At 34.0% G+C, this 25051-nt stretch carries 23 protein-coding genes and 4 tRNA genes; 9 read left to right on the top strand and 18 right to left on the bottom strand.

The window, feature by feature from the left end:
* The 3 genes from ERL59_RS20135 to ERL59_RS20145 all read right to left on the bottom strand — a co-directional run.
* On the bottom strand, positions 1–1295 hold a 1295-nt coding region (locus tag ERL59_RS20135), incomplete at its 3' end, for a hypothetical protein (RefSeq protein ID WP_160648029.1).
* A gap of 417 nt (positions 1296–1712) precedes the next feature.
* On the bottom strand, positions 1713–4541 hold the full coding sequence (locus tag ERL59_RS20140; protein WP_160648030.1) for a beta/gamma crystallin-related protein: 2829 nt from the start codon (positions 4539–4541) through the stop codon (positions 1713–1715).
* A gap of 269 nt (positions 4542–4810) precedes the next feature.
* Positions 4811–7648 carry a fibronectin type III domain-containing protein gene (locus ERL59_RS20145; RefSeq protein WP_160648031.1) on the bottom strand — a complete coding sequence of 946 codons (2838 nt, stop codon included), beginning with the start codon at positions 7646–7648 and terminating at the stop codon, positions 4811–4813.
* A gap of 405 nt (positions 7649–8053) precedes the next feature.
* Here ERL59_RS20145 and ERL59_RS20150 point away from each other — a divergent pair, with 405 nt between their 5' ends.
* Positions 8054–8533, top strand: coding sequence for a hypothetical protein (locus ERL59_RS20150; protein ID WP_160648032.1), 480 nt, complete (start codon positions 8054–8056; stop codon positions 8531–8533).
* A 36-nt stretch (positions 8534–8569) separates the two neighbouring features.
* Here the strand turns inward: ERL59_RS20150 and ERL59_RS20155 are convergent, their stop codons facing one another.
* The gene (locus tag ERL59_RS20155; RefSeq protein WP_160648033.1) at positions 8570–9082 is read right to left on the bottom strand and encodes a hypothetical protein; all 513 of its coding nucleotides are present in this window, start codon (positions 9080–9082) and stop codon (positions 8570–8572) included.
* 171 nt (positions 9083–9253) lie between these two features.
* On the opposite strand from ERL59_RS20155, the gene ERL59_RS20160 reads away from it, so the two are divergent.
* Positions 9254–9589: an Mpo1-like protein gene (locus ERL59_RS20160; protein WP_407925750.1), complete on the top strand. Its 336-nt coding sequence runs from the start codon at positions 9254–9256 to the stop codon at positions 9587–9589.
* Positions 9590–9780: 191 nt separating this feature from the next.
* On the opposite strand, the gene ERL59_RS20165 is transcribed toward ERL59_RS20160, so the two are convergent.
* Positions 9781–10725 carry a patatin-like phospholipase family protein gene (locus tag ERL59_RS20165; RefSeq protein ID WP_160648035.1) on the bottom strand — a complete coding sequence of 315 codons (945 nt, stop codon included), beginning with the start codon at positions 10723–10725 and terminating at the stop codon, positions 9781–9783.
* A gap of 285 nt (positions 10726–11010) precedes the next feature.
* Here ERL59_RS20165 and ERL59_RS20170 point away from each other — a divergent pair, with 285 nt between their 5' ends.
* From ERL59_RS20170 to ERL59_RS20185, 4 genes are all read left to right on the top strand, one after another.
* Positions 11011–11550, top strand: a complete 540-nt coding sequence (locus ERL59_RS20170; protein WP_160648036.1) for a hypothetical protein — start codon at positions 11011–11013, stop codon at positions 11548–11550.
* Positions 11551–11931: 381 nt separating this feature from the next.
* Entirely contained in the window at positions 11932–12153 is a 222-nt protein-coding gene (locus ERL59_RS20175; RefSeq protein ID WP_160648037.1) for a hypothetical protein, read from the top strand.
* A gap of 87 nt (positions 12154–12240) precedes the next feature.
* Positions 12241–12480 carry a hypothetical protein gene (locus ERL59_RS20180; protein ID WP_160648038.1) on the top strand — a complete coding sequence of 80 codons (240 nt, stop codon included), beginning with the start codon at positions 12241–12243 and terminating at the stop codon, positions 12478–12480.
* Between the two features lie 283 nt (positions 12481–12763).
* Complete coding sequence (locus ERL59_RS20185) at positions 12764–13207, top strand: hypothetical protein (protein WP_160648039.1); 444 nt, start codon at positions 12764–12766, stop codon at positions 13205–13207.
* 763 nt (positions 13208–13970) lie between these two features.
* On the opposite strand, the gene ERL59_RS20190 is transcribed toward ERL59_RS20185, so the two are convergent.
* The 8 genes from ERL59_RS20190 to ERL59_RS20225 all read right to left on the bottom strand — a co-directional run bounded on the left by ERL59_RS20190 (position 13971) and on the right by ERL59_RS20225 (position 17376).
* A complete protein-coding gene (locus tag ERL59_RS20190) occupies positions 13971–14498 on the bottom strand; it encodes a hypothetical protein (protein ID WP_160648040.1) in 528 nt (175 codons plus the stop codon).
* A 93-nt stretch (positions 14499–14591) separates the two neighbouring features.
* Positions 14592–14831, bottom strand: coding sequence for a hypothetical protein (locus ERL59_RS20195; protein WP_160648041.1), 240 nt, complete (start codon positions 14829–14831; stop codon positions 14592–14594).
* A 129-nt stretch (positions 14832–14960) separates the two neighbouring features.
* Positions 14961–15046, bottom strand: a tRNA-Leu gene (locus tag ERL59_RS20200).
* Between the two features lie 259 nt (positions 15047–15305).
* Positions 15306–15380, bottom strand: a tRNA-Glu gene (locus tag ERL59_RS20205).
* Positions 15381–15508: 128 nt separating this feature from the next.
* Positions 15509–16534 (bottom strand): stalk domain-containing protein, encoded by a 1026-nt coding sequence (locus ERL59_RS20210; protein WP_160648042.1) that lies wholly within the window; start codon positions 16532–16534, stop codon positions 15509–15511.
* 182 nt (positions 16535–16716) lie between these two features.
* A tRNA-Ser gene (locus ERL59_RS20215) sits at positions 16717–16807 on the bottom strand.
* Between the two features lies 1 nt (position 16808).
* A tRNA-Asn gene (locus ERL59_RS20220) sits at positions 16809–16884 on the bottom strand.
* Positions 16885–16902: 18 nt separating this feature from the next.
* Entirely contained in the window at positions 16903–17376 is a 474-nt protein-coding gene (locus ERL59_RS20225) for a SprT family protein (protein ID WP_160648043.1), read from the bottom strand.
* Positions 17377–17513: 137 nt separating this feature from the next.
* On the opposite strand from ERL59_RS20225, the gene ERL59_RS20230 reads away from it, so the two are divergent.
* Entirely contained in the window at positions 17514–17867 is a 354-nt protein-coding gene (locus ERL59_RS20230; protein WP_160648044.1) for a hydrolase/acyltransferase, read from the top strand.
* 123 nt (positions 17868–17990) lie between these two features.
* Entirely contained in the window at positions 17991–18110 is a 120-nt protein-coding gene (gene cmpA, locus ERL59_RS20235) for a cortex morphogenetic protein CmpA (RefSeq protein ID WP_160648045.1), read from the top strand.
* Positions 18111–18280: 170 nt separating this feature from the next.
* On the opposite strand, the gene ERL59_RS20240 is transcribed toward cmpA, so the two are convergent.
* The 5 genes from ERL59_RS20240 to ERL59_RS20260 form a co-directional block, all read right to left on the bottom strand.
* Positions 18281–20473, bottom strand: a complete 2193-nt coding sequence (locus ERL59_RS20240; RefSeq protein WP_328699996.1) for a Tex family protein — start codon at positions 20471–20473, stop codon at positions 18281–18283.
* A 114-nt stretch (positions 20474–20587) separates the two neighbouring features.
* Positions 20588–20938 carry a type II toxin-antitoxin system PemK/MazF family toxin gene (locus tag ERL59_RS20245; protein ID WP_160648047.1) on the bottom strand — a complete coding sequence of 117 codons (351 nt, stop codon included), beginning with the start codon at positions 20936–20938 and terminating at the stop codon, positions 20588–20590.
* Between the two features lie 3 nt (positions 20939–20941).
* The gene (locus ERL59_RS20250) at positions 20942–21193 is read right to left on the bottom strand and encodes a CopG family ribbon-helix-helix protein (RefSeq protein ID WP_160648053.1); all 252 of its coding nucleotides are present in this window, start codon (positions 21191–21193) and stop codon (positions 20942–20944) included.
* A 260-nt stretch (positions 21194–21453) separates the two neighbouring features.
* The gene (gene alr, locus ERL59_RS20255) at positions 21454–22617 is read right to left on the bottom strand and encodes an alanine racemase (RefSeq protein ID WP_160648054.1); all 1164 of its coding nucleotides are present in this window, start codon (positions 22615–22617) and stop codon (positions 21454–21456) included.
* 126 nt (positions 22618–22743) lie between these two features.
* Positions 22744–23802, bottom strand: a complete 1059-nt coding sequence (locus tag ERL59_RS20260; protein ID WP_328699995.1) for a DUF4367 domain-containing protein — start codon at positions 23800–23802, stop codon at positions 22744–22746.
* A 193-nt stretch (positions 23803–23995) separates the two neighbouring features.
* Between ERL59_RS20260 and ERL59_RS20265 the strand changes: the two genes are divergently transcribed.
* Positions 23996–25051 carry a GerAB/ArcD/ProY family transporter gene (locus ERL59_RS20265; protein WP_328699997.1) on the top strand — a complete coding sequence of 352 codons (1056 nt, stop codon included), beginning with the start codon at positions 23996–23998 and terminating at the stop codon, positions 25049–25051.

The raw sequence follows: 25051 nt of genomic DNA on the forward strand, positions 1-25051 counted from the left end.
CATTGGGTTCTAGTTGGATCAAAGATCGTTGCAACAATGACATCATTTTTATAAACATAGTAACCAGCCACTTTTCCATTATTCACTTTATCATCATCAACTGGACTTTGAGCCATCTGATCAGCAGGAACAGGATCCCAATTCAGAGTAATCGTTAAGTTCTGAAAATCTGGAGATGCTGTTAAGTTATTCGGTTTTGCTAAGTTTGTATCTTCATCAAAGATAGGTATTTCCTTAGTTGAATAGATCTTATTATAAATTTGGACCATATGAGAGCTCATATGAGGTGTGAGTCCGAAATCCTTTACGTTTCTAAGATCATTATCAAGTTGTTTGAAATTTTGTGCCTGTGCATAATTCACTTTTGTTCGGGTGACTAAATCATATACAGCCCAAACGTATGGATGACCTTCAATAAGTTCCCCAAACGATGCAGTAAATGTTTCTGATATTGATGAATGGTATGTTCTTGCAAATGAACTTTCTTGAGTGTTAGCATAATTATATTGATACCTATTCCCTACTTCCCATTCAAATGCACCAAATCCAAATTCAGCCTTTGCCTTTACGCTCCAATTCACTTCTATTTCAGTTCCATGTGTGATTACCGCTGATGTCGCTGTTTCATTATCTACACCAGTCGTTCTTGTGATGGATTGAGTTACCTTAGATCCATTTGAGTCTCCATAATTGGATGTTTCCCACCATTCTTCAACATCTAATGTAAGACCTTTAGCATAGTACGAATTTTTATTTAATAAAAGTGTAAGAGTGTCCGGTGGGTTTATAGGGAAATAATTGGACACCATCTTAGTCTCTTCATTATAAACTCCTATAAACGTATCTACAAAAGGGTCTTTCGCATTTAATGCATCATTTAACTCACTTAGGAATAAATCACTTGGATATGCATTTCCAACCTTGAAATCAACGGGTATATAAGCAACACCCTCTACCTGTAATCCATGATTGATTGTCCTATTTTCGTAAGTCGATGTTGGCAGATCAGACAAACTTCGAAGTCCTTCGATATTAAGTTCAGGTAAATCCTTTTTCGATTCTTCACTAACTTCTCCAGTAGTAGTACTAACTGTTCCAGAACTACTTTTTGTAGTAGATTGTATTACTGGCTTAGGAAAATATACCTTATGAGTACCATAATCAACCATTTCATATCCTTCTCGTTCTTGTGCATGTACTTCTGTAGAAGAGAATATACTGAATAAAATTAAAACAACAAGAAGCATCAATCCAATCATAAAATGAAATAACGTATTTTTTTTGAACATTACCATCCTATTTCCTCCCTTTTCATTTAAATTTGTTCCTTTGTATACATTCACCCCCTCCCTATGAAAGCCCTTACATCTTTTCAAATAAGGATAAAACTACCATATTATCATGATAATTTCTATTTTTCCTATTATTTATATAGACTAGAATAGAAAAAAGATTTGCTAGGACATAAATTATAGTAGTTTGTTATAACTAACATTATAAGACAATATGTATAATTATTCAATATAATATTCAACCTATTTTGAAATTTCTAAAAAATGTGTATTTTGAGAAGATCTATTCTACTAACAAAATAAACTTTTATTTCAAACTACATTTATTAATTTCTCTGCAAAAAAAAAAGAAAAGGAGCCGTGTCCCCCATGTGAATTTGTAAACTTCACTAGTGGAATTGCTCCCCTTTATAAAACATCTTACCTTTCTTCAACTTTGATAGAACTTGCTTTATTATCTCCAATGATATTGTCACTAAAATCTGGATCGTAGCGAGTTCCACCTGGTTCATCAATAAACTCTTCACTATCTCCACGAAAAACAGGATCTTCATACACTGTTGCTTTAAAACCGACAACAAATATTGAACTTAGTGTATTATCTTGAAAGTCTATTAAATCTGTTGAACTATACTCTCCAGGCGAATTTATTTTTACGTGTCCACCTTGAGTAGTATAATTACTATCATCCATTAAATGAACACCTTTTCCGAAAATTATAAACGATGAAGCTCTGTTATCCCCTAAATTGCTACTATGACTTCCCACGTTAATATCTCTGTGTCTAATAGCTTGAAATCTACCTTCATAATCGGCGTGCTGATATAATACAACACCAAAGTCCCCAATAGTTAACACGGAAGATAATTTATCATTAGGGAATGTATTCATAGGGTATCCATCACAATTTTCTATATAGCCACAATTCATCTCACCATATACTGCATAATCTCCTGAGTAATCAAAATCCCTGAAGAACCATACACCTCTTCCACTAAAGAGTCTAAATGAAGAGGTTCTGTTATCACCAACGTCACTTAGATCAAAATCTCCCCAATCCTCTTTAATTAAAGAGTAATTACCTTCAAAGTTTATATTTTCATATAGGGCTACTGCATAATTACCAACAACTTTCACCGATGATATATCGTCATCTGGAAGACGTGCCATCTGCACTTTGCCATAATTAATTCTTACCAGTTGTTCTTCAAAACCAGCTTCATTTCTTGTATCAAGATGATGCAAGTTACCACTATATTCTGCTCCAGTAAAGAAATAGACACCCGTTAACTTTTCTTCTACCTTTATGGAAGACACAGTATCCGCTCCTATAATCTTTTCATCAAAGTCACGAACATGTGCAAATCCATCTTCTTCTGTGAAAAATGTTTGGGCAAACCCTCCATAATTTATTTCTGGGAATAAACTAACAAATACTTCCCCTTGAACTAACATTGAAGACAGATCGTCATTAAATGTTATGGAACTTAAATCACTAAAATTAGTAGAAACTGTAACACAATCCCCATTGAAGCCTGTACTGGAATACAAAAATGCAGTTTCTGACACTGAAAAATTATTAGGTATTCTAGTAGCTGGTGATTCAATTAACCTGTCATTATAACGTGTTTTTTTTACAACATAAAAATCTGCATTTGGATGTGCCAATAATACGTCATATAACGCTGGAGATATGTTTATAGAAGCATCTGTCCCTATAAACGAACCCATATCAATCCCACCAGAAGCTGGGTCTCCAATATATAAGGTATAATACATTCGTTCCCCAGTAGGAGTTTGACTATCCATCAATGCAATTGGAATATCACAACCAACGGCTAGATTTCTAAAAGTTGCAGCTGTTAAAGCCACCTCCTCTGTAATTGTATTACTAGGAAGTGAAACAATTTTATGTTGTAATCTTGCATCAATTTCTTCATCATCATTACGATAAGATTTGATCCAATAAACATTGCCAACTTCAGGTTCTACATTCACGTCAATCCAACTCGTCCTTGATGAATCGGTAATAACTTGAGCAATATTATCATTTTTATAAACTAGGAAACCTTCAACATTCGGATCTCTCACTGAATCCCAATTAAGTGTTATTGTTAAGTCTTGAAAGTTTGATTTTGCTCTTAAATTTTGAGGTACTTCTAATGATGAATCTACATCATAAATAGGTATTTCACTAACAGAGTAAGTTTTAGTATCCACTTTTATAATGTAAGAGTTCATATCAGCTTCAAGTCCGTACTCATCTAAATCATCAATAGCATCATCTAGTTCACTAAAATTGTGCGCATCTGAATAATTCACTTTTGTTTGTGTGACTATATGATACACAGCCCACCTGAATGGAGCCCTTCCAGTAGCTGGTCCAAAATTGAAAGTTTCTGAGAATATATCAACTGTATTTATTGTTCTAGAAAATGCATATGAGTCTGTTCGAGAAAAATTATAACTAAGTGTTACTCCTGCTGACCATCCAACACCCGCTGGTGCTTGCTCAATTGTAAAAGAAGATTGTGCCCCTATTCCATGAGTAAGAGTTGCTGTGTCCTCTTGTGTCGTTGATAAACCATATTGCCATGAGACAGTAGTATCTATCGGTGTGCCATCTCTTGAAATTCCATGTCCAGCTCGCTTCCACCATTCCTCAACATCTAACGTTAGACCTTGAGCAAAATATGAATGTTTATTTAATAAAAGTGTAACCTGTTCTGGTGTACCTTGTGGGAAAACGGAACTGAATAATCCTGTCTCTGGATTATAAACTCCAATAAACGTATCAACACCAGGATCATAATCATTTAACGCATCATTTAAAATACTTATTGACTGTCCTGCGAGTTCTTGATAATAATCAACTTCATAGAAATAAGGATCATCACGAACTACATTAAAATTAACGGGTATATAATCAACTGGAGCTATTCCTTCAAATATCGTCCTATTTTCATACGTATCTATTGGATGGGGCTGATTTATTGTAAGACCTGGAATTTCAAGAGGAGGTTCTAGGTAACCAGCACTAGGCTCACTCAAATCTTTATTATTAGCAGTTTCTACAGCTGCTGTTTCTTCAGGTATATATACCTTATAGGTACCTCGATCGATCATTATATAACCTTCATGAGCAGCGTTTACCTCTGCAGCAGCGAATAAACTTATTATGATCAAAATGGATAAAAACATCACACAAATGAGAATATTAGATAAATTACCTCTTTTAAATACGAACATGGTTAATCCCTCTCCTTTAATACAATTTCATTAAAGATACCCTCTTTAAAAGAAAGCCCTTACATTAGTAAATAGAGAACATTAAAAAAATAATATTAATAATATATTTATGAAATTTAAAAATTATTGTTTGTTGTAACTTACATTATTCTGGGTCGTTTAATATTTATTCAATTGGTTTTTTGAATTTCCTGATAAAATGAAGAGGAGCAGTTCCCTACTATGAATGTATTTTCTAATTAAACCTGCTCCTCTTATTTTTTCTTATGTTACCTCTCTTCAACAATGATAGAACTCACCGTATCATTTCCAATGGTATTATCCCCAAGACTTGCATCGTAACCAGTAAACTCTTCACTTGTTCCTCTAAAATTAGTGTCTCTGAACAACGTTGCTTTCATATCCACAACAAATATTGAACTTAACGTATTATCTTGAAACCCTAATGCGTCCGTTGTCGTATATTCTCCAGGTGATGTTATTTTATCGTATCCTCCATTTATGTCATAGTTATTATCTTTGAATAAATAAACACCTTTTCCAACTATTTTGAATGATGAAACTTTATTATCTCCTACGTTTCCTGAACTTCCTAGATTGTTATCTCTATGTCGAATCGCTTGTACTTTACCTTCATAATTCATGTGTTCATATAATGCAACACCACGACTCCCGATAGTTAACACAGATGACAATCGATCATTAGCCATTCCGCAATTTCCAACATACCCACAACCTAAGTTGTTATCGACCCTTACATAATCTCCTCTAAAATCAAAATCATTAAAGAAATAAACACCTACACCTTTGAACATTCTAGCTGTTGAAGTTTTATTATCCATATCATGATTCACTAAATTAGGATCTCCATAATCTTCTTTAATTACAGTCAATTTACCATTATATTCACTATGTTCATATACTACTAATGCATATGGACCAATTACTTTTACGGATGATAAATCATCATTGGCAAGACCGTCAGGGGTCGAGATATCTTGATTCATGAAAGTATAATTTTTCACCCCATCTGTATTATTGTCCCTAAACGTCATTACACCACCATAATCTGATCCAGAAAAGAAATAGACACCATCTTTCTGTTCTCCTACTTTAATGGAAGACACTGTATCCTGTCTGATAAGAGTATCTTGATTTAGATCACGAATATTAGCTAAACCGTCCTCCGTAAAAATCGTTTGGGCATACCCTCCAAAGTTTAAGTCTGGAAATAGACTAACATATATATTTCCTTGAACTAACATTGAAGATAAATCGTTTTCAAAATGATAGGTATTATCATTCAAATTTATTTCTTGTCCCTTACTAACTGTAATACAATCTCCATTAAACCCAGTATTTGAAAATAAAAATGCTGTTTCTGTCACTGTAAAATGATTAGCCATTGTAGAAGTTGGTGACTGAATCAATCTACCATTATAAAGTACTTCTTTCACAATATAAAAATCTTCATTTCTATTTTCTACTAATACATCATACAATTCAGGGGATATATTCACAGAAGCATCTGTCCCTTCAAACACACCTACTTCTATCCCTCCCCTAGCTGGGTCACCAATATATATTCTATAATATGTTCTTTCCCCAGAAGGAATTTGATCATCTTCCCAAGCAAATGGAATCGAACAACCAAGAATCATTTTCCCAAAATTCCCGGATGTTAAAGCTACCTCTTCGACAACTGTATTACTAGCAAGTGATACCGTTTTAAAAATGGTTCTTGTATCGAAGAAAAAATCCTCTCGAAACGATTTGATCCAATACACATTGGATTTTTCAGGCTCTACTTCTGCATCAATCCAACTCGTTCTAGATGGATCAAAAATAATTCCATCAATACTATCATTTTTATAAACGATGAAACCTTCTACATCCGGATCCGTCACTGGATCCCAAGAAAGTGTTGTCGTTAAATTCCTAAAATCTGAATTAGCAACTACATTTTGAGGTGCTTCTAGTGAGACATCTACTTGATAAATAGGGACTTCCATCGTAGCGTACGTCTGATTCACCATTTTTACAATATAAGAGTTCATATCTGGTCTAAGTCCGTAATCATCTAAATTTTCAAAAGCATCTCCTAGTTGGCTGTAATTGTGTGCATTTGAATAATTCACTTTTGTTTGTGTGACTAAATTATACACAGCCCACTTGTATGGATTTGCTCCTGCAATCGTTCCAAAATCAAATGTGAATGTCTCTGTTGTAGAAGCTTGAACTGTTCTAGTAAATGCATAAGATCTTGTGTCAGCAAAATTATAACTAAGATTTATACCAGCTGACCATCCAACACCCAATGGTTGATTCTGATATTCAAAGGAAGTTTCTACTCCAAACCCATGGGTAAGGGTCGCTGTTTCCTGTTGTGACTCAATTAAACCATAGGACCTTTGAAAACTTACATGTGATGGTCCTCCTGTTTTTGCATTTCCATATCGGGCCAACTCCCACCATTCTTCAACGTCTAATGTCAGTCCCTGAGCAAAGTATGAATGTTTATTTAGTAAAAGTGTAATTTCCCCTGGTGTTCCTAATGGAAAAGTAGAGTTTAAAAGTCCTATATCTGGGCTATAAATAGCTAGAAACGTATCAATACCAGGATCATAATCATTTAATGCTTGATTTAAAATACTAATATGCTGTCCTGAGAGTTCTTCGTAATAATCAGCATTATAGTAATGATCATTAAAACCAGGATCTACAATAAAATTAATAGGGATATAATCAACTGGATCTATTCCTTGAAAAGTGGTTCTATTTTCGTAAGTATCAAACTGAAATGCCTCATTTTCTTCAAGGGCTGGCACGACAAGATCAGGTTCTACGTAACCGCTGCTACTTGCACTATTCAAATTTTTAGTAGTAGATTCTAACTCTTTAGTAGTTTTTAAATCTTTGTTATTCATAGATTCTATAGCTACTGTTTCTTCAGGAAAATATACTTGATATGTACCACGGTCTATCATTACATAACCTTCTTCTGCGTTTACCTCTGTAGGAGTGAATAAGTTCATTGTGATCAAAAGGAATAAAGACACCACACAAATCATAAAACTAGCTAAAGTATTTGTTCTGAACACTGACATTATGAATTCCTCCCCATGATTTAAATTTGATTAAAAATTGAAATATATTTTTCAGTTTTTTAATTCCCCCTCTATTTAATAGAATGTAAAACTTATAATCTTATGTTTTTTCAGCAAACATAGTTATTTATAACTAACATGTTACAGTCTATTGCATAATTATTCAACTATTTTTTAAGAATTTTCTGAAAATTTTACTAATTTTCAAATCTTTTTTCATCTATTATCACCAACATCTCCGCTCTTCCCGAATATTGATCAAAACTTCTGAATAACAGTCATTGAGATTTAGATCATGTGCTAGAGTACATTTTTAAATTACAGGTATATGTATCCAGTCAAAATATCATTTTAATGAATATAGTATATTGTAAAACAAACTCAATTAAGAAAGAGGTAAACCTTATGGGACATTTCGATAGATCCATATGTAACTGTTGTGTCTGTCCAATGCAATGTGTTTTGAAGCAGTTGATGGAGCAACAGATAACTATAGATTTTTTACGTACTACTTTTGGTCAAATAACCATCCCTTTTACTATAAATCGTATTGAGGATTTTATTGTATTCACTGATCAAGGGAATATTGCAATCTGTCAAATCGTAGCTTTAGGTTCGATTATGGACGCTGAAATTAAATTAAAACCAATTAGAAAGGACTTTACTGGTGAATGTGTATGTTGTGAAGACCCAATGACAAATTTGTTAAACTCTATGAAAAAAGAGAAAATAAGTATACCTTCTTCAACCATTACAGAAGCAACTATAGAAGAGGTTGGAGAAGGAATCGTTTTACTTCGTGACCTTATGACTAACACTGGAGCAGAATTTGTTATTGGTATAGCCTCCACATGTCAATTAGATATAGTAGCACCCCCTATCTAAACAAAAATAAAAGCTTCTCCATAGAGGAAGAAGCTTTTAAGACGTTTTTTGAATATTAGTAATTTGACAAGTGGAAATGGCAAAGTTAGGAAGTTCATCCCCCTCACCATCGGAAACATTATCCAATATAACGATACCTTCTCCAAATGATAAGATATTTCCTGTTAGAGGAACTCGAAATCGATCCCCAGGTGTTTGGGTTACGAATTCAACTGAAACTTCAGTGCCAATACCAAGTGAAACCAACTCATTTGTAGTTGGATCCTCACAACAGTTGCATTTCCCTTTGATATCTCTACGCAATGGTTTTAAATCAGTAGTAATGTCTAATGCGTTGCTTCCAACTGCAGTAACTTTACAAACTGGAAAGAATTCCGGAATCTCACCATCTAGAGTATCCGCTATGAAATTTTCAACAGATTTAATTAGATTAAATTCTTGACTAACTGTTGTAGAAATAATAATAGGGCCTCTATCTTCTAACTGTTTCATCACACACTGCATTGGACAAACACAACAGTCACAAGTTGTTCTATGAAAAGCACCCATGTTTTCACCTCCATTCATAATTTAACTAATGTATTTTATGAGTTTTATGGAAGGTTTGACTGGACGTATTTGCATATTCCAAAACTTCCGCTAATAAACATATATCTGAAAGGATTATTGAGTTTAAGAACCGAATTCATTAAATAAGAATTTGGAAAGGGGAAGATGAATTTGAAGAATTTCAATAGTTTTAAAGACTTTTGGCCATTTTATTTACAACAACATTCTAAGCGTGCAACAAGAGCATGGCACTTCGTAGGGACAAGCTTCGTATTCGTTTGCATTATTATTTCATTTCTTTTCATGAACTTTTGGTATTTATTAGGTGCTCCGATTATCGCTTATTCCTTTGCTTGGATTAGCCATTTCTTCATAGAAGGAAACAAACCAGCAACTTTCGGTCATCCTTTATGGTCCTTACGAGCAGACTTCCAAATGTTCTATTACGTGCTAACTGGAAGTTTGAAGGAGCAATTGGATAAACATCAGATCCAACAATCTGTTTGAAACAAATTCTGTACTATATTGATTCACACCTAGACAAAAGCATAATTTAATATATACAGTATACGTACCCAGTCAAAACCAATTAAATCTCATACTATACATTAGGTTAATCACTAATAAAATAAATAATACTAATACCACAGTAGAAAAAGCCTCACCACATAAAATAATCGTGAGGTTTTTTTTATGTATCACCAATACTTCTGTAAAAACTTAACTCCAGAATCTAAATTAGCTTTATCGGCAACTGCAAAAAAATCATTAAGATTTTTTCCATTTGTAAATCCAATTGAAACAGGTGCAGTAGGATTTAAACGAAATGATTTGGTTCCAAGCAATTGGAAACTCTGGGTCGCTGCGCCCTCTTCTGTTCCCCCAAGGAAAGAATAAAATAATGGGAGGACAGGTTCTCTTGTTTGAATCGGATTAAGAATGGCTCCCCAATTTGCTGGAAGATTGTCTCTATGTTTTGGGTAGAAATTATTCGAACTTACCATTCCCCATCCTTTTGTGCTTCTTTCAATACTATACTCAATATTCCCTGTACCTATGGAAAATAAAGAGATTTTTTTTAATTTCTGTTTAGCCATACCCACTGCAAATGACACTGCTAATGTACTAGGATTACTGGCAACAACTGCCCCATCCAAAAAACCTTGATACGATCGGAAAAGAACTGGAGATGCATTACTCCTCAACACCACATTACTGACAAGTTCATCCATATAGGGGGACTTAGGAAAATTATGATAATAAACAGGTGACCATGTAGATAAATCAAATGAAGGAATAATCACCTTTTTGGGTAGGTCTTTCAATCTAAGGTCTTGAAAAAAGTCTTGCGTTAGCTTTTCAAGTCCTTCAATATCAACCGCTTGATTAAAAAAGAAAGCTCCTCGTCTATTAGTACCAAATGCCAATTCCATATTTCCCTTATTATTAAAAAAATCAAATACCTCTTCTACTGTCTTTCCACTTGCTAATGCAGCTGCAATAAATGAACCAACAGAGGTACCGGCAAAGAGATTTGTTTTTCTAACGAATCCTCTATAAATATTATTAATCCGATCTAGAAGCCTAACACTTATAGCTCCTCGCAACGCACCCGCATCAAATGTCATGATCCTGTATGCCATATTGCTTATCACCTTCCTAAAGTTTTAACTCTTACAACATCAATATGCTAAAGGATGTGCATATTTTCCAATTCTTTCTCATGGAATTTGAACATAGTATATATAACGATATTTCTTTCAATACAAATGAAATTAAAGACAATTAGAATAAGTAATATTGACTTCTTTCATCTGTCATCTATTCTTCACATATGACAAGAGCACATTTATATAGTACAGTACACGCGTCCACTCATATTAATACCAACTTGAATACACTATTAAAAACTAAAAGGACGTGTTACTATGGGCGTTTTCGATGAATCCAAGTGTGATTGTTGCGTTTGTCCTATGCAGTGTGTTCTAGAGCAGTTGATAGGACGAGAAGATATTAATTTATATAATACAAATAATATTACAAATATGATTACAATTACTGGTGTTAAAGAATTTATTGTGTCTACTTCTGCTGGTGACTTTCCAATTCATCAAATCATTTTAGTTCAATTAACTAATTCTATTGATCAACCTATCACCATAACATTAAAACCTTTAAAGAAAAATGTCAGGGAATGTGCTTGCTGTGAAGACCCTATGGCAAACTTGGCAAATTCAATGAAGGGAGATATTGTTTTTGTTGAATATTTGAATAATTTTGGTCCTTTCCAGGAGGAAATACTAAAAGTAGGTGAAGGGATTGTCATGGGTAGATTTCCAGGTGATCCGCGTTTCACTGATATCTTTTCTACATGTGCAATAACAAGAATAATTAACCAACAGCAAAGTAGTGCTGGGACATCTAGTTCACGTCATTTTAATATAAACACATCCCCACCAACTACCTAATCCAGTGTGAGGTGTTATAGAATTTCTTGCTTTTAAGCCATACCCACAAGCTACTTAAGACTACCATTTCAATAGCATCTTGTTCTATCTATAACAGATTCTATCCCCTGATATATTAGTACAGCTATCATAAATAAAATATGTGGTTGTCGATACGTGTTAAAAATATCACTATTGGTCAGGAGACTTTTCTAACTGTTACACTAAGCTAAGAATTAAGCAAATCCACTGTCATTTCAAAGGTTTCTTGTTCCTTTATAGCAAGAATTATTCATCATTAATATCCCCCACCAAGAACACAATTTTTAAATACAGTACACGCGTCCATTCATAGTAATATTAACTTGAATATATTATTAAAAACTGAAAGGACGTGTTACTATGGGCGTTTTCGATGAATCCAAGTGTGATTGTTGCGTTTGTCCTATGCAGTGTGTTCTAGAGCAGTTGATAGGACGAGAAGATATTCTTTTATATACTACTGTGAGTGTTAAAGGTGTGGCTACTATTACTGGTGTTACAAACTTTATCGTATCTACAACAGTTGGCGACTTTCCAATTCATCAACTAACTTTAGTTCAATTAACTGATTCCATTAATTAACCTATTACTATAAAATTAAAACCTTTAAAGAAAAATGTTGGGGAATGTGCTTGCTGTGAAGACTCTATAACAATTTTAGCAAATTCAATGAAAGGAAACATTGTTAATATTGATTTTTTAACCCCTGGTGGTGGCGTTTTTCTAGATGAAATAATAGATGTAGGTGAAGGGATTGTCATAGGTAGATTATTTGATATGTCTTTCACTGAGATTTATTCTACTTGTGCAATAACAAGAATTACTCCAATTAACCAACAACAAATTAATTCTTCTCGCACATCTAATTCACTTTATTTTAATAGAAACTCATCCCCACCAGCTATCTAAAACAAGCCAGTGAGTATTTTACTATTTCTGTTCTTTATTTTTCACACATGATCACAACCCACTTGCAGCTAACCCCCTTACAATACCAACTAAAATAGCTTATTTTGGATCACTAGGAGCGATATAAAGAATACCAGTGAAAAAGTCAATCTAATTGCTGTTTATATTAATTGAGAATAATATTGACACTGACATTAGCGGATATTCCTTTATAAAGTGCACACGTCCAGACAAAGAAATACTAACTTGAATACACTATTAAAAACTAAAAGGACGTGTTAGTATGGGCATTTTCGATAAAACCAAGTGTGATTGTTGCGTTTGTCCTATGCAGTGTGTTTTGAAGGAGTTGGAAGGAGAAACCGTTGATATAAGTACAACTACTAATGTTCTAAATAGTGTAACAATTAATGAAGTAAAAGACTTTAACTTGTTTTCATCAGAAGGAATAATTCCTATTTCCCAAATTACATCTGCATCGATATTACCTCCTATACAAGTGAAATTAAAGCCAATTAGAATAAGTAAAGGAGAATGTTCTTGTTGTGAAGATCCGATAACTAAGTTGTTAAGTACTCTTATTGGGAAAGTAGTAGAAATTGGAATCGAGCCGAACTTCATTGTTTTTGGTACTGTTTCTGAAGTAGGTCAAGGAAATGTAAATATTGAAAATGTTGCATATGTCTCTACATGTTCAATTATAAAAGTAAGGTGCTCCTTTTTTTAAAATCTGTTTGAATCTCTCATATTGATAAAGTGAAATATCTAAAACTACTTTGTAAGTTTATTTTTTACCTATAAATGAAGAGCCCTTATGTTTCAAGGGTTATAGGATTTTTATGTATGGTACTACTCGAACCTCCAAGAGACCCAAATAAATGAGACAAGGAAAAAGCACCCCTTATGTCGTATATAAATTAATCAACACATAGGAGTGCTTTTCTCAAGGGAAAAAAGAAAAATGATCTGAGAATATAAAACGAGATGTTATTCAAATGAAATTGTTAGGTAAATATACCAACAGTAAAATTATGGATAAGTGAGGGATAAAGAGTGTTACTCAAGTTAAAAGGTGGATGAAGTGGTTCCGAAAAGTATTTTAGAATAACAGGTTCGTAAGGTTCGAATCCCTCGACGCCTTCATTTGCAAAGTTTTCAAGAATTTGCGCTGTCTAGAGTGCGTCTCTTATTCCACGATCCACATGAATCCGTATGTGAGGTTCTCGACCCACCTTTATCTTCAGCTAGCGTTGTTCCTAAGCATCGGATTGCGTATATTGTGATCCCGTGTTAAATAGTTTTGACATTCGCTTCCTCCTTTCGGAAGTGTTTTCAGGCAAAAGAAAAAAAGACACTGTTTTAGTGCCCACCGTTCGAAATACAACATATTCAGATATATACTTTCGTTCATAATTTTTTAGAGACACATTTGCATCCAATAAATAGGAAGAATAATGTGAATCTATTTCTCTTCATTTTAACCATCGTAATTAAGACGTTTTAAATTGATGAAATTTGCCTTTTGAATTAAAGTTTGTCATTTCAGGTGGGCCAAACCCTCCTATTTTACAACTAGAAAAAACAAATGTATTAAGTGTTCCCATATCGACCACAGACATTACAACAATTCCATCACCAACATTAATAATTTTCCCAGTTAGTAGTGAATTACAAAGTACAACACTTGTCGATTCCCCTATCATAGATTGTGCTAATTTAGTGATTGGATCTTCTATACACGAACATTCTCCCTTGCTTTTTCTAATAGGATTTAATTTGAAATTAAATTCTTCTTCAATCCCAGCAGCACAAATATCACTAACTGTAAGTCGGAATATATCACCATTAGAATCTTGAATAGTAGAGATAAATTTATTGACAGAGATTAAAGTCCCATCAAGATCGGCTTCAGGAAAAGAAGAAATTAACAAATTAATATCTTTATCCACCAACTGTTCCAAAACACACTGCATCGGGCAGACGCAGCAGTCACAAAAATTTTCATTGAAATGTCCCATAAGGGTCAACTCCATTCATAATTTTAATTAGTGTATTATATGGGTTTTATTGTTATTACGAATGGACATTTGTGCCCTATTACAAAATTTCCGCTAATTAACTATCATTTCTCTACAAACAACTTGGTTTATTCTTAATACCTTTTTCGCCTTCGCCACGTTTTCAACCGCACCCGACAACGCATCTAACGAATCTACATAATCTCGGTACGGATACTGTGTCATCTGATCCAGTAAAATCGTATGCGTTAAACACAATCGTTCGATTGTGACACATTGGTTAAAGCGACTCGATCCGTTCTCCTTTGGATCTCTTATGTGACTTGGCCTCATTCATTTTCGCCTTATACAGTCCTGCTTTTCATAGGGCTTCTTTTAGTTATGTCCCATCTTTACAAATCGTCCAACTGTGATTACTGGAAAAAACCCTTGTAAACAAAGGGTTCTAACGTTTAATATGTATGGTGCGGTCGAGAGGACTCGAACCTCCACGGGCGTACGCCCACTACCCCCTCAAGGTAGCGTGTCTGCCATTCCACCACGACCGCAAATTAATAAAAAAAATAACGGTGATCTTACGGTATATTTTCATTATAAGATAGAAATCTATTAATGAAGAATATGCTCCGACGAACCTTCCGTTCTGTTACTTTGAAATATCTTGTTGTGAGTTTGTTCTACCTGATGTTGTTTTTGTTGGTGACCCGTACGGGATACTCTTCATTTCATTACGAGACTGCGATGTAATTCTTACGAAGATTATGCTCCGACGAACCCATGGTTCTCATTACCTGATGTTTGTTTTGTTGGTGACCCGTACGGGATTCGAACCCGTGTTACCGCCGTGAAAGGGCGGTGTCTTAACCGCTTGACCAACGGGCCATGTTTTTGACGACAAGGATTATTATAACGGATTAATTTTAGATTGTCTACTGTTATTTTATTCTTTTTTAAAGAAATATTTTAAGAGCTAAATCTATAGTAGATTTAGCTCTTTGCTGTCCTACCTATTATTCAACTAATATTTTCTCAGCCGTTCCAATTGGAGGTATACTTTTTGTCACATTAGGTCCATAAAAAGCATAGATTTTTGCTCCCTCTTTTAGTTGATCTATAGAAAGTTCAGTTTGATCCTTTGCATTTATAAACTCAGTTTGATCTGTAATATTTAATTTTATTTCATCATAACCATTAATTCCTATTTTTTGACCCTTTACAATGATTTGATTTAATTCATCTGTAGTCATTTCAACTACTGTCCCATAAGTTCCAGCATACTGCTCTATAGGGATTTCTTCTTTTACTGTTATCTTCTGCGCATTTGTCATAGGAGGTAAACTCAAAGTCATGATAATATCATGCTCTACCTTAATTTCCATTCCCGGGGATAAATCATTTACTGTTAATTCTTCTTTATTTTCTGATATGATTTTTGTTTGTTCTGAGATTATTAATATAACACCATTTGTAAAACCATTAATCTCCACAAATGTTGTCTCTTCATTATCTGTAATATTAGTAATAATTCCTTCTCTTATTACAAAATCCTGTTCTGCTACTTCCTGAGCATTACTTATCTGAATTGTTCCTGCTTCAGATATACTTACATTAGCATGCAGCTTATCCATCAAGTATTTTTCTTGTACATAAACTGTTCCCTCAGACAATTCATATAATTTCAAATCATTTATATTTTTTTCGCTAATATTTAACTCTATAAGCTCATTACCTTTATATATTTCCACTGTTTTCTTAATACTATCCCATTTGACCTGATACCCTAGCTCACTTGCCACATTTCTCAATGGAATCATAAGCGATTTTTGTTCATTAAGATACGGGGCTTTACCACTAGTTAACATGGTACCATTTACTTCAAGAGAATATTGTTTCTTTTGAATTGACTCAGCCAATTCATTTTCATTCATCGTATGATGAATTTGATCAAGCTTTTCAGTGTTAGCATATGTATAATCCCCTGCTCCTGTTATCAATGTGCCAACTACAGCCAAACTCAACAATTTAGTAAGTTTCATAATGTTCTCCCTTTCATATCGTCTTTTTTTTAGTCTAAAAGGTAAGCCTTTCTTTCAAAACGATCCAAATGCAAAAAATGTTGCATATATTTAAAAATTAGGTTTGTCATTGACCCATTATATTATTAATGAAAACATAAAAAAACCACTGAATGATCAGTGGTTTAAACTATATGTATAAGTGGCGGAGAGAGTGGGATTCGAACCCACGCACGCATTACACGACTACTCCCTTAGCAGAGGAGCCCCTTATAGCCACTTGGGTATCTCTCCTTGGCTCCCCGAACAGGACTCGAACCTGTGACAACTCGGTTAACAGCCGAGTGCTCTACCAACTGAGCTATCAGGGAAGGACAATAAATAATTTATCATGAATCATGAATATAGTCAAGTGGGATTAACTTCAATTTTCCTTTACATTTTCCACAAACATATTTTGAGACATCCATTTTCCTCTTTCTTAAGTATGTAGATTCACATTTCAAGCACTTTAATTGATATCGATAAACATTTTGGTTGTGTTTTTCACTTAAAGGTCGACAATATCTACTGCCACCTACTTTTTTTAATAATTGTTTAAAGTCTGCATCACGATGTTTGTATCCTTTATTTAATAAATGTAAATGATAATGACAAAGCTCATGTTTAATAATTTTTTCTGTTTCTTCTTTTCCAAAATGATCATAATGTTTCCTGCTAATATCTATATGATGTGATTTGGTGAAATATCTACCGCCAGTTGTTCTTAATCTGGGGTTAAATTTAACTTGATGTAAAAATGGTCTGCCAAAAAAATGAAGTGATATTTGTTCTACCCAAACTTGCAGTTGTTCATCGTTCAACACATCCCCTCCATTTACAAAATAATAAGCACATTATATTTATAAAATTAAACAGTTAAATAGATATACTTGAATTTTAACTTATACCTAAGTTAAACTGTCAAGTATAAACAGTTTCGTGAGAGGGGAATTAACTGATGTCACAATATAAATACGTGATCTTACAATTAAATGAAAAAATTGATTTTGTAGAAATGCCATCTACTCATGCATATCAGTTAAGTGCTTTAAATGTTAGACTACATAAAGAACTCAGCAAATTAACTGCTAACAATGTTCCTACACTTCCAATGGTTATTGCAGAATGTGACAACTTGGATTTAATTACTGAAAAAAATAAAATTATTGACGGTTTAGTGTATATGACCCAATTGGAGAAAGAATTTTCTAACACGAATGAAACGTCATATCCTTTAATTTCTTTACTTACAGAAATTAGAGCACTTTTAGCGCAATTAGAACAATGGTACGAAGAAGAAGTTGATGTATAAATCTGAATACGGACATGCACAATCTATATCTGATTCCATAAAGTAATTCTAATAAAGTAAACTCGCCGATTGGTGGTTAAAGAATTTACTTAGGATAAACTTACTTCGGAGGTGTATTGTGATATGCCAAATTGGATTTACAATCAATTGATTAATGCCTACCGTAACAAGGATAAACGAAAAATACAACTACTAAATGAGTGTTGGTTTTTTTACAATAAAATGGAAAAGAAAATAGATTGAAAAAAATATATATTTTAAGTCTTTTTTTAAAACTCCACAACTCATGAAACAGTATTATAATTTAACATTAAAAAACTAAAACAGCCATTCATTAGCATAGTTTAATGAATGGCTTGATCTATCTTTTTTGTAAAGCTAAAGATCCTTTTCTATGATTTTTCTCAATTTTATTAGTCTGGTTTTTTCATCGTCAAACTAACCCTTCCTTTTTTCTCATCTACTTTCAGTACCCATACTGTTACAACATCACCAACAGATACTACATCTAGTGGATGTTTAACAAATTTATCACTAAGCTCTGAAATATGTACAAGTCCATCATTTTTGATCCCAATATCCACAAATGCACCAAAATCAATCACATTTCTTACTGTACCTTTTAATCCCATACCAGGTTTGATGTCTTCTAATTTTAATACATCTGTTCTAAGTATTGGTGCAGGAAGATCTTCACGTGGGTCTCTTCCAGGTTTTTGTAAACTTTCGAAAATATCTTTCATAGTTGGTATACCCACATCCAGTTTGATAGCAAGCTCTTCTGGGTTATGTAATTGTAAAATGTTCTTAAATTGAGAAGAATTCATTTGAAAGAACTCTAATTGAAGCTCTTTAAAAAGTAGATCGACTATTTTATAAGACTCAGGATGAATGGGTGTATAATCAAGTGGATTCACACCGCCCCTTATTCGCATAAATCCCACACATTGTTCATATGACTTAGCACCTAAACGGGGTACTTTTTTTAATTCATCTCTCTTTTTAAATTTCCCATTTTCTTCTCTATACTTAACAATATTCTTTGCAATGGTCTGATTGACTCCTGATACATAAGATAAAAGGGATGGTGATGCTGTATTTAAGTCTACACCAACATGATTTACAGCAGACTCAACGATAGCTTTGAGGCTTTCTTCTAACCTTTTTTGTGAAACGTCATGTTGATACTGACCTACTCCTATCGACTTTGGATCAATTTTCACCAGCTCTGCTAAAGGATCTTGTAACCTTCTTCCTATGGATACGGCGCTACGTTCTGCTACATCAAGTTCTGGAAATTCTTCTTGTGCTAATTTAGAAGCAGAATAAACGCTAGCACCCGCTTCATTAACGATAATATATTGCAGATTTTTATCCTGTAATTCTTGAATTAAATCAGCAACAAATTGTTCTGATTCTCTTGAAGCTGTTCCATTTCCTATAGCAATAAGTTCAATTCTATATTTATTAATAAATTCTTTGAATACTGCTTTAGCTTCTGTGATTCTATTTTCTGGTGGTGTAGGATATGTAACTGCAATATCTAACATCTTACCGGTTTCATCAATCACTGCTAGTTTGCAACCTGTTCGATAAGCAGGATCTACAGCTAATACAATTTTCCCTTTAATTGGAGGCTGGAGTAATAAACTACTCAGATTTTCACCAAAAATCTCAATGGCTTTTTCCTCGGCTCTTCTTGTTAGTTCACTTCGAACCTCACGTTCAATGGAAGGAGCAATGAGTCGCTTATAAGCATCCTCAATCGCTTGATGCAAGATATTTGCAACAATTGAATACCCGGTGATCACTTTCTTATTTATGTATTCGTAAATTCGTTCAGTAGGTACCTCCAAACGAACTTTAAGGATTTTTTCACGTTCTCCCCGATTAATTGCCAAAATGCGGTGCGGTGGCATCTTACGAATCGGTTCTTGATATGCATAATACATTTCGTATACGGACTCTACCTGATCGTCTTTCGCTTCTACATAAATTAAACTCTGATCAAATGTAAATTTACGGATCCAAGTACGAATTTTTGCATCATCTGATATACTTTCTGCTATAATATCCATTGCACCTTGTATAGCATCTTCAGCTTTTTCTATCCCTTTTTCAAGATCTACATACTTCCCTGCCTCGGTCTCAATCGAACCTTCTGAAAGCTGCTGCATCATCCAAATTGAAAGTGGTTCCAATCCACGATCCTTTGCTGCCGTTGCTCTGGTTTTTCTTTTTTGCTTATAAGGTCGATAAATATCTTCTACTTCCTGCAATTTTTCAGATTTTATAATGTCTCGCTTCAAAGTGTCTGATAATTTCCCCTGTTCATCTATAAGACGAATCACTTCTATCTTTCGATCTTCTAAATTACGCAAATAAATGAGTCTTTCTTGAATTTCTCTCAATGCAACTTCATTAAGCTCACCTGTTTTTTCTTTGCGATATCTTGCTATAAATGGAATTGTATTTCCTTCATCCAGTAAATTCACTGTTGTTTTAACCTGACGATAAGAAATATGCAGTTCTTTAGTAATTTGTTTTAGTATTCGTTCTTGTATTTGGTCTCCTGTCTCAAGTAAGGCTTGTTCATTTTTTTCCACAAATTGCGTATCTGTTCCATGCTCAGGCAAAATCATCATCCCCTGTTATTTATTATCATTTGTTAAACTGCAAAAAACGAGGGTTTAAGCCCTCGCTTATTTGAAGTTATCCTATTAAAATTCAATCAAACCTACACTAATTTGTAAAGCTTCATCCACTTTACGCATTGTTTCTTCATCTAAATGGGTGATCTTATCTGTTAGACGTTGTTTATCAATTGTACGAATCTGTTCTAATAAAATGACAGAATCACGATCAAACCCATGAGTTTTTGCATCGATTTCAACATGTGTTGGTAGTTTTGCCTTTTGTATTTGTGCGGTAATAGCTGCCACTACAATGGTGGGGCTAAAACGATTACCTATATCATTTTGTATCACAATTACAGGTCTGACACCACCTTGTTCAGATCCCACTACGGGTGATAAATCCGCATAAAACACATCCCCGCGTTTCACTATCAAGAGCTACACCCCGCTCACTAAGCGGTCAGTCGTATTGTCCGCTTCTTCCTCCGCTTGAAAAGCCTCTGATGCCATGTTCAGATTGATTTTGGCCATTTCCATATATCCGCGCTGCATCATTTCACGGATTTGCCTTTTTTTACGTTCCATGAGGTACACCTTCATTGCTTGTCGAATAAATTCGCTGCGATTGGATCGTTCCTGTTCTACGATTCCGTCAACCTCTTGTAATAAATGATCAGGTAAACTTATCATAATTCTTTTAGTGTTCGTGTTATGTGCGTTGGACACCAATCAACACCTCCAAAACATTTCCAAACCAATAATACCATTATGGCGTATATCATGCAATTTTATACAAGAGATAATATATGCATCTGATATATCAAGTATGCAACCACAATGGCAAAAACGTACATATTAAGGACATTATAACCCTTTCCTAAATATAATTCGATATAAAATGCGAAATTCCTTCATGATTCTTCAATTTATGCAATAGTAATTATTGGTTTTTATAAATTTAAACCGTTATGCACCATCACTGTCCTTCCATTTTGAACATATACGTTTGGAACGCGATGAGAGATCATACATACAATTTCATAATTTATGGTATCCAACTGTTCAGCCAGTTCCTCTACAAGAATCTGTTCATTCCCTTGTTTACCAAACAATACAACCTCTTCACCAGGTTTAACATCATCGAGTCCCGTTATATTAATCATACATTGATCCATACAAATCGTACCTACTACAGGTACCCTTTTCCCTCTGATGATAGCATCCACTTTCCCACTTAACATTCTAGAATAGCCATCAGCATATCCTATTGGCAAAGTAGCGATTTGTTCCTCATCCTTCGTAAAATACTTAGTTCCATAACTGATACCAGACCCAGGGGGTAATACTTTTGAGTATACAATTTTCGTTTTTAAACTCATAACCGGTTTAAGATCAACTTTATGATGATTTATTTCCTTTGATGGATAAAGCCCATACATACTGATTCCAAGTCTCACCATATTATAGGAATACTCGGGTAAATCTATTGCAATTGCACTATTTCCTGTATGGATTTTTGAAAAAGTGATATTTTTTGCTTTAAAATAATCTACAATCTCTTTAAAATGTTGATATTGTTTTAAAGTGTACGTTTTATCCTCTTCGTCTGCATTGGCAAAATGTGTATAAACACCTTCAATTTCAATTTGATCATGCTGTAGTACTTTTTCAATAAAAGAGATGGCATTATCGTAACGCACACCTAACCTACCCATGCCAGTATCTATTTTAATATGAACTTTACATGATTTATCCTCTTTTTTTATTTTGAGTAAGGCATCTATGGTTTCATCTTGAAAAACAGTTAAAGTTATATCATGTTGAATTGCTAATTCAACAGCTTCAGGAGGAATATATCCTAAAATAAGAATCGGTGCAGTAATTCCTGAATTACGAAGTTCTAATGCTTCATCCAAAAACGCAACAGCTATATATTGGATTCCGCTTGCTATCGCATGTTTAGCTACTTCAACTGCACCGTGTCCATAAGCATTTGCTTTTACTACAGCCATGATTTCCATATCATTAGGAAGAACCTCTTGAAATCTTGTTAAATTATAATGTAAAGCGTCTAAAGATATTTCAGCCCAGGTTGGGCGATAGTATGAATGCATTTGCATATGTTCACCTTCTTCACACAATAAGGAAAAAAATAAATATTGTGATTATCCCCATCTAATTAATGTTAATCCCTTATGTTAGGGCTGTCAATGAACAATTAACAAACAATATTTGGAACTTTATTTTCCGATCTGTCCTTCTAAAGATTGTGCTACCTTTATCATTTCTTCTTTAGGCAAATCATCTGTGGTTAATTTAAATTCCACTCCATCATAATACCAACTTAATGTCTTTTGTACCTCACCTGTTAATACTGCAAAAGTATACCCTAAATCAATAATTTCACCTTGAGAAAGGTTCACATCTTGTGCTTCTGGTTTTTCCTCTATAATCGTGTAATTATATACACCTGCGTAACGAACCAGAATAGCTAGATGATCATCACGCTGTACCTCTCTTAAATCACTAAACTCCACTCCATCAGGTGTATAGCTTGGCGTATATACTCCAAACGATAAGTTGGTAGGTCCTGATTCAACTTCTTCATCCATTGCTTCTTGATCAGCTAAAAATGTAGGAAGTGATTTCATCTGCCACATGGATAAATTGCGCTGCATATCAAAGGCATCATCTTCAAATTGTTTATCAAACTCAAATTCATTAAATCTTACTAATACAAGCACAGATGCATTATCGTCAGCAATTTCTACTTGTTGTGGTTCATAACCATCTTTACTTAACCAGATTTTTTGACGACTTAATGAACGATTTTGATAATTAGCATTTACATCAAATACAAAAGATTTTTGTTCATCATCCTTCGTAAATTGTCTCTCATCATCCGTTATAATACTATTGACTAAAGTTTCATATAAGTATACTTGCCCTTGCTGTCCTGGCCAATCACTTTGGAAACGAAAGCTCTTCTGTAAATGAGGTGTGAGCACAAAAACTCCCTCCTCATTACGTAAAACAATTTGAGTAACATCTCTTTCCGTGTTCGTTATCGAGATACGATAAAAGTGAGGCGACTTATAACTTACCTCTAATTGATACTCCTGTGCTTCATTTCCTGTGTTCAGTGTCATGGTTCCCGTTCCATGATAACTCTCCAAGTCTTTCAGTTTCTTTTCTAAATCACCAACTACGTCATCTGCATCCCTCGAACCACAGGCTGACAAAATAAGTGACACGCATATCACAACGATAAAAATCCATGTGATTTTACGCATACGCATGTACATCCCCTCCACAAAAAGTTTAATTTACTGATACATGTCTATGTGGAAACTTGGACAATTATGCAGACTAGCTCAAACAATCAATTCAGAATATTGTGTTCATGCATAAAAGAATCGATAAAAGCGCATTTTAGAACTATGTATATTTCTTGGTAAAAGGAGGAAAACAAAAATAAACGAAACATATCCGATTACTAGGACAAAACTTTTCATTTTTTTAGTACAAAGTCAAATGTCACTAGCAACTGCTAGAGTCCCTCAAATTTTAAGTTCAGATGTAAATAAAGATGCGTGGATTTCTGTGCTCATTTCTGGTCTTCTCTTACAGTTGGTGATCATCATGATCTGGCTATTACTAAAAAGATATCCAACTATAACATGGTATCAAATACTATCAGCAACACTTGGATCTTTTATGGGGAAAATTATAAGTCTTTCATTTGCGGGGTATTTTATTTATATAGCTACAATGGAAGTGTTATCTGCTGCAGAGTTACTACAATTTTGGATGCTTACTTTCACTCCAAAATTTATCATCATTATACTTGTTACGTTTGCAGGGATTTTACTTGCAAGAGAAAACCTTCAAACGATTATTCGATTTTATACTTTTACAGTTATTTTGATTATTATATTTCCTATTCTGGCTACCGTTACTTTTATTAATTCTGATATTCGTTATATATTACCTTTGGGATCAACTGGAACCTCAGCTATTCTCAATGCTTCCTATGAATCATTTTGTTCCTTAACCGGTATCATAGCAATGATCATGATATATGTGCAGACAAAAGGATCTGCATTACAAAAACTTGGTACCATATCTTTAGCTAATTTATGCATGACACTTTTTTTCTCTTTTTTGTTATTTTCAGCTTCAGTGGTTCTTAGTCCTGAACTGCTTACAGTGGCAAAGTTTTATGCTATTTTTACGGTCAGAGATCTTACGCTAGGTTTAATTCAACGAATCGATTTATATTACGTACTAATTGGATTGTTATTTAAAATTGTATCCTGTGTCACATTTTTATATCTATCTGCATCAGGAATTGGGCATGTATTAGGTAAAAATCACCATCGAGAAGCTGTTCCTTATTTAGGATTAATCGTTATTTTATTAGCTCTATCCCCTCTTTTTGATACAACAAATATTAATAATATCGTGACCGTTACATTTGTTGTTATCATTCCTAGCTTGTTATTAATTTTCTCTTATATGTTCAATAGAAATAAGAACTTAATGTAA

The organism is Chengkuizengella marina (assembly GCF_009910845.1).
In the GTDB taxonomy this organism is placed as follows: Bacteria; Bacillota; Bacilli; order Paenibacillales; family KCTC-33759; genus Chengkuizengella; species Chengkuizengella marina.

Bases quoted from the DNA above. Each gene is read 5' to 3' on its own strand.
- ERL59_RS20230 (WP_160648044.1), top strand. From the start codon at position 17,514: ATGTCACAATATAAATACGTGATCTTACAATTAAATGAAAAAATTGAT.
- ERL59_RS20195 (WP_160648041.1), bottom strand. From the start codon at position 14,831: ATGAGGCCAAGTCACATAAGAGATCCAAAGGAGAACGGATCGAGTCGC.
- ERL59_RS20210 (WP_160648042.1), bottom strand. From the start codon at position 16,534: ATGAAACTTACTAAATTGTTGAGTTTGGCTGTAGTTGGCACATTGATA.
- alr (WP_160648054.1), bottom strand. From the start codon at position 22,617: ATGCATTCATACTATCGCCCAACCTGGGCTGAAATATCTTTAGACGCT.
- ERL59_RS20165 (WP_160648035.1), bottom strand. From the start codon at position 10,725: ATGGCATACAGGATCATGACATTTGATGCGGGTGCGTTGCGAGGAGCT.
- ERL59_RS20155 (WP_160648033.1), bottom strand. From the start codon at position 9,082: ATGGGTGCTTTTCATAGAACAACTTGTGACTGTTGTGTTTGTCCAATG.
- ERL59_RS20180 (WP_160648038.1), top strand. From the start codon at position 12,241: ATGAAAGGAAACATTGTTAATATTGATTTTTTAACCCCTGGTGGTGGC.
- ERL59_RS20175 (WP_160648037.1), top strand. From the start codon at position 11,932: ATGGGCGTTTTCGATGAATCCAAGTGTGATTGTTGCGTTTGTCCTATG.
- ERL59_RS20190 (WP_160648040.1), bottom strand. From the start codon at position 14,498: ATGGGACATTTCAATGAAAATTTTTGTGACTGCTGCGTCTGCCCGATG.
- ERL59_RS20185 (WP_160648039.1), top strand. From the start codon at position 12,764: ATGGGCATTTTCGATAAAACCAAGTGTGATTGTTGCGTTTGTCCTATG.
- ERL59_RS20170 (WP_160648036.1), top strand. From the start codon at position 11,011: ATGGGCGTTTTCGATGAATCCAAGTGTGATTGTTGCGTTTGTCCTATG.
- ERL59_RS20150 (WP_160648032.1), top strand. From the start codon at position 8,054: ATGGGACATTTCGATAGATCCATATGTAACTGTTGTGTCTGTCCAATG.
- ERL59_RS20260 (WP_328699995.1), bottom strand. From the start codon at position 23,802: ATGCGTATGCGTAAAATCACATGGATTTTTATCGTTGTGATATGCGTG.
- ERL59_RS20140 (WP_160648030.1), bottom strand. From the start codon at position 4,541: ATGTTCGTATTTAAAAGAGGTAATTTATCTAATATTCTCATTTGTGTG.
- ERL59_RS20250 (WP_160648053.1), bottom strand. From the start codon at position 21,193: ATGATAAGTTTACCTGATCATTTATTACAAGAGGTTGACGGAATCGTA.
- ERL59_RS20145 (WP_160648031.1), bottom strand. From the start codon at position 7,648: ATGTCAGTGTTCAGAACAAATACTTTAGCTAGTTTTATGATTTGTGTG.
- cmpA (WP_160648045.1), top strand. From the start codon at position 17,991: ATGCCAAATTGGATTTACAATCAATTGATTAATGCCTACCGTAACAAG.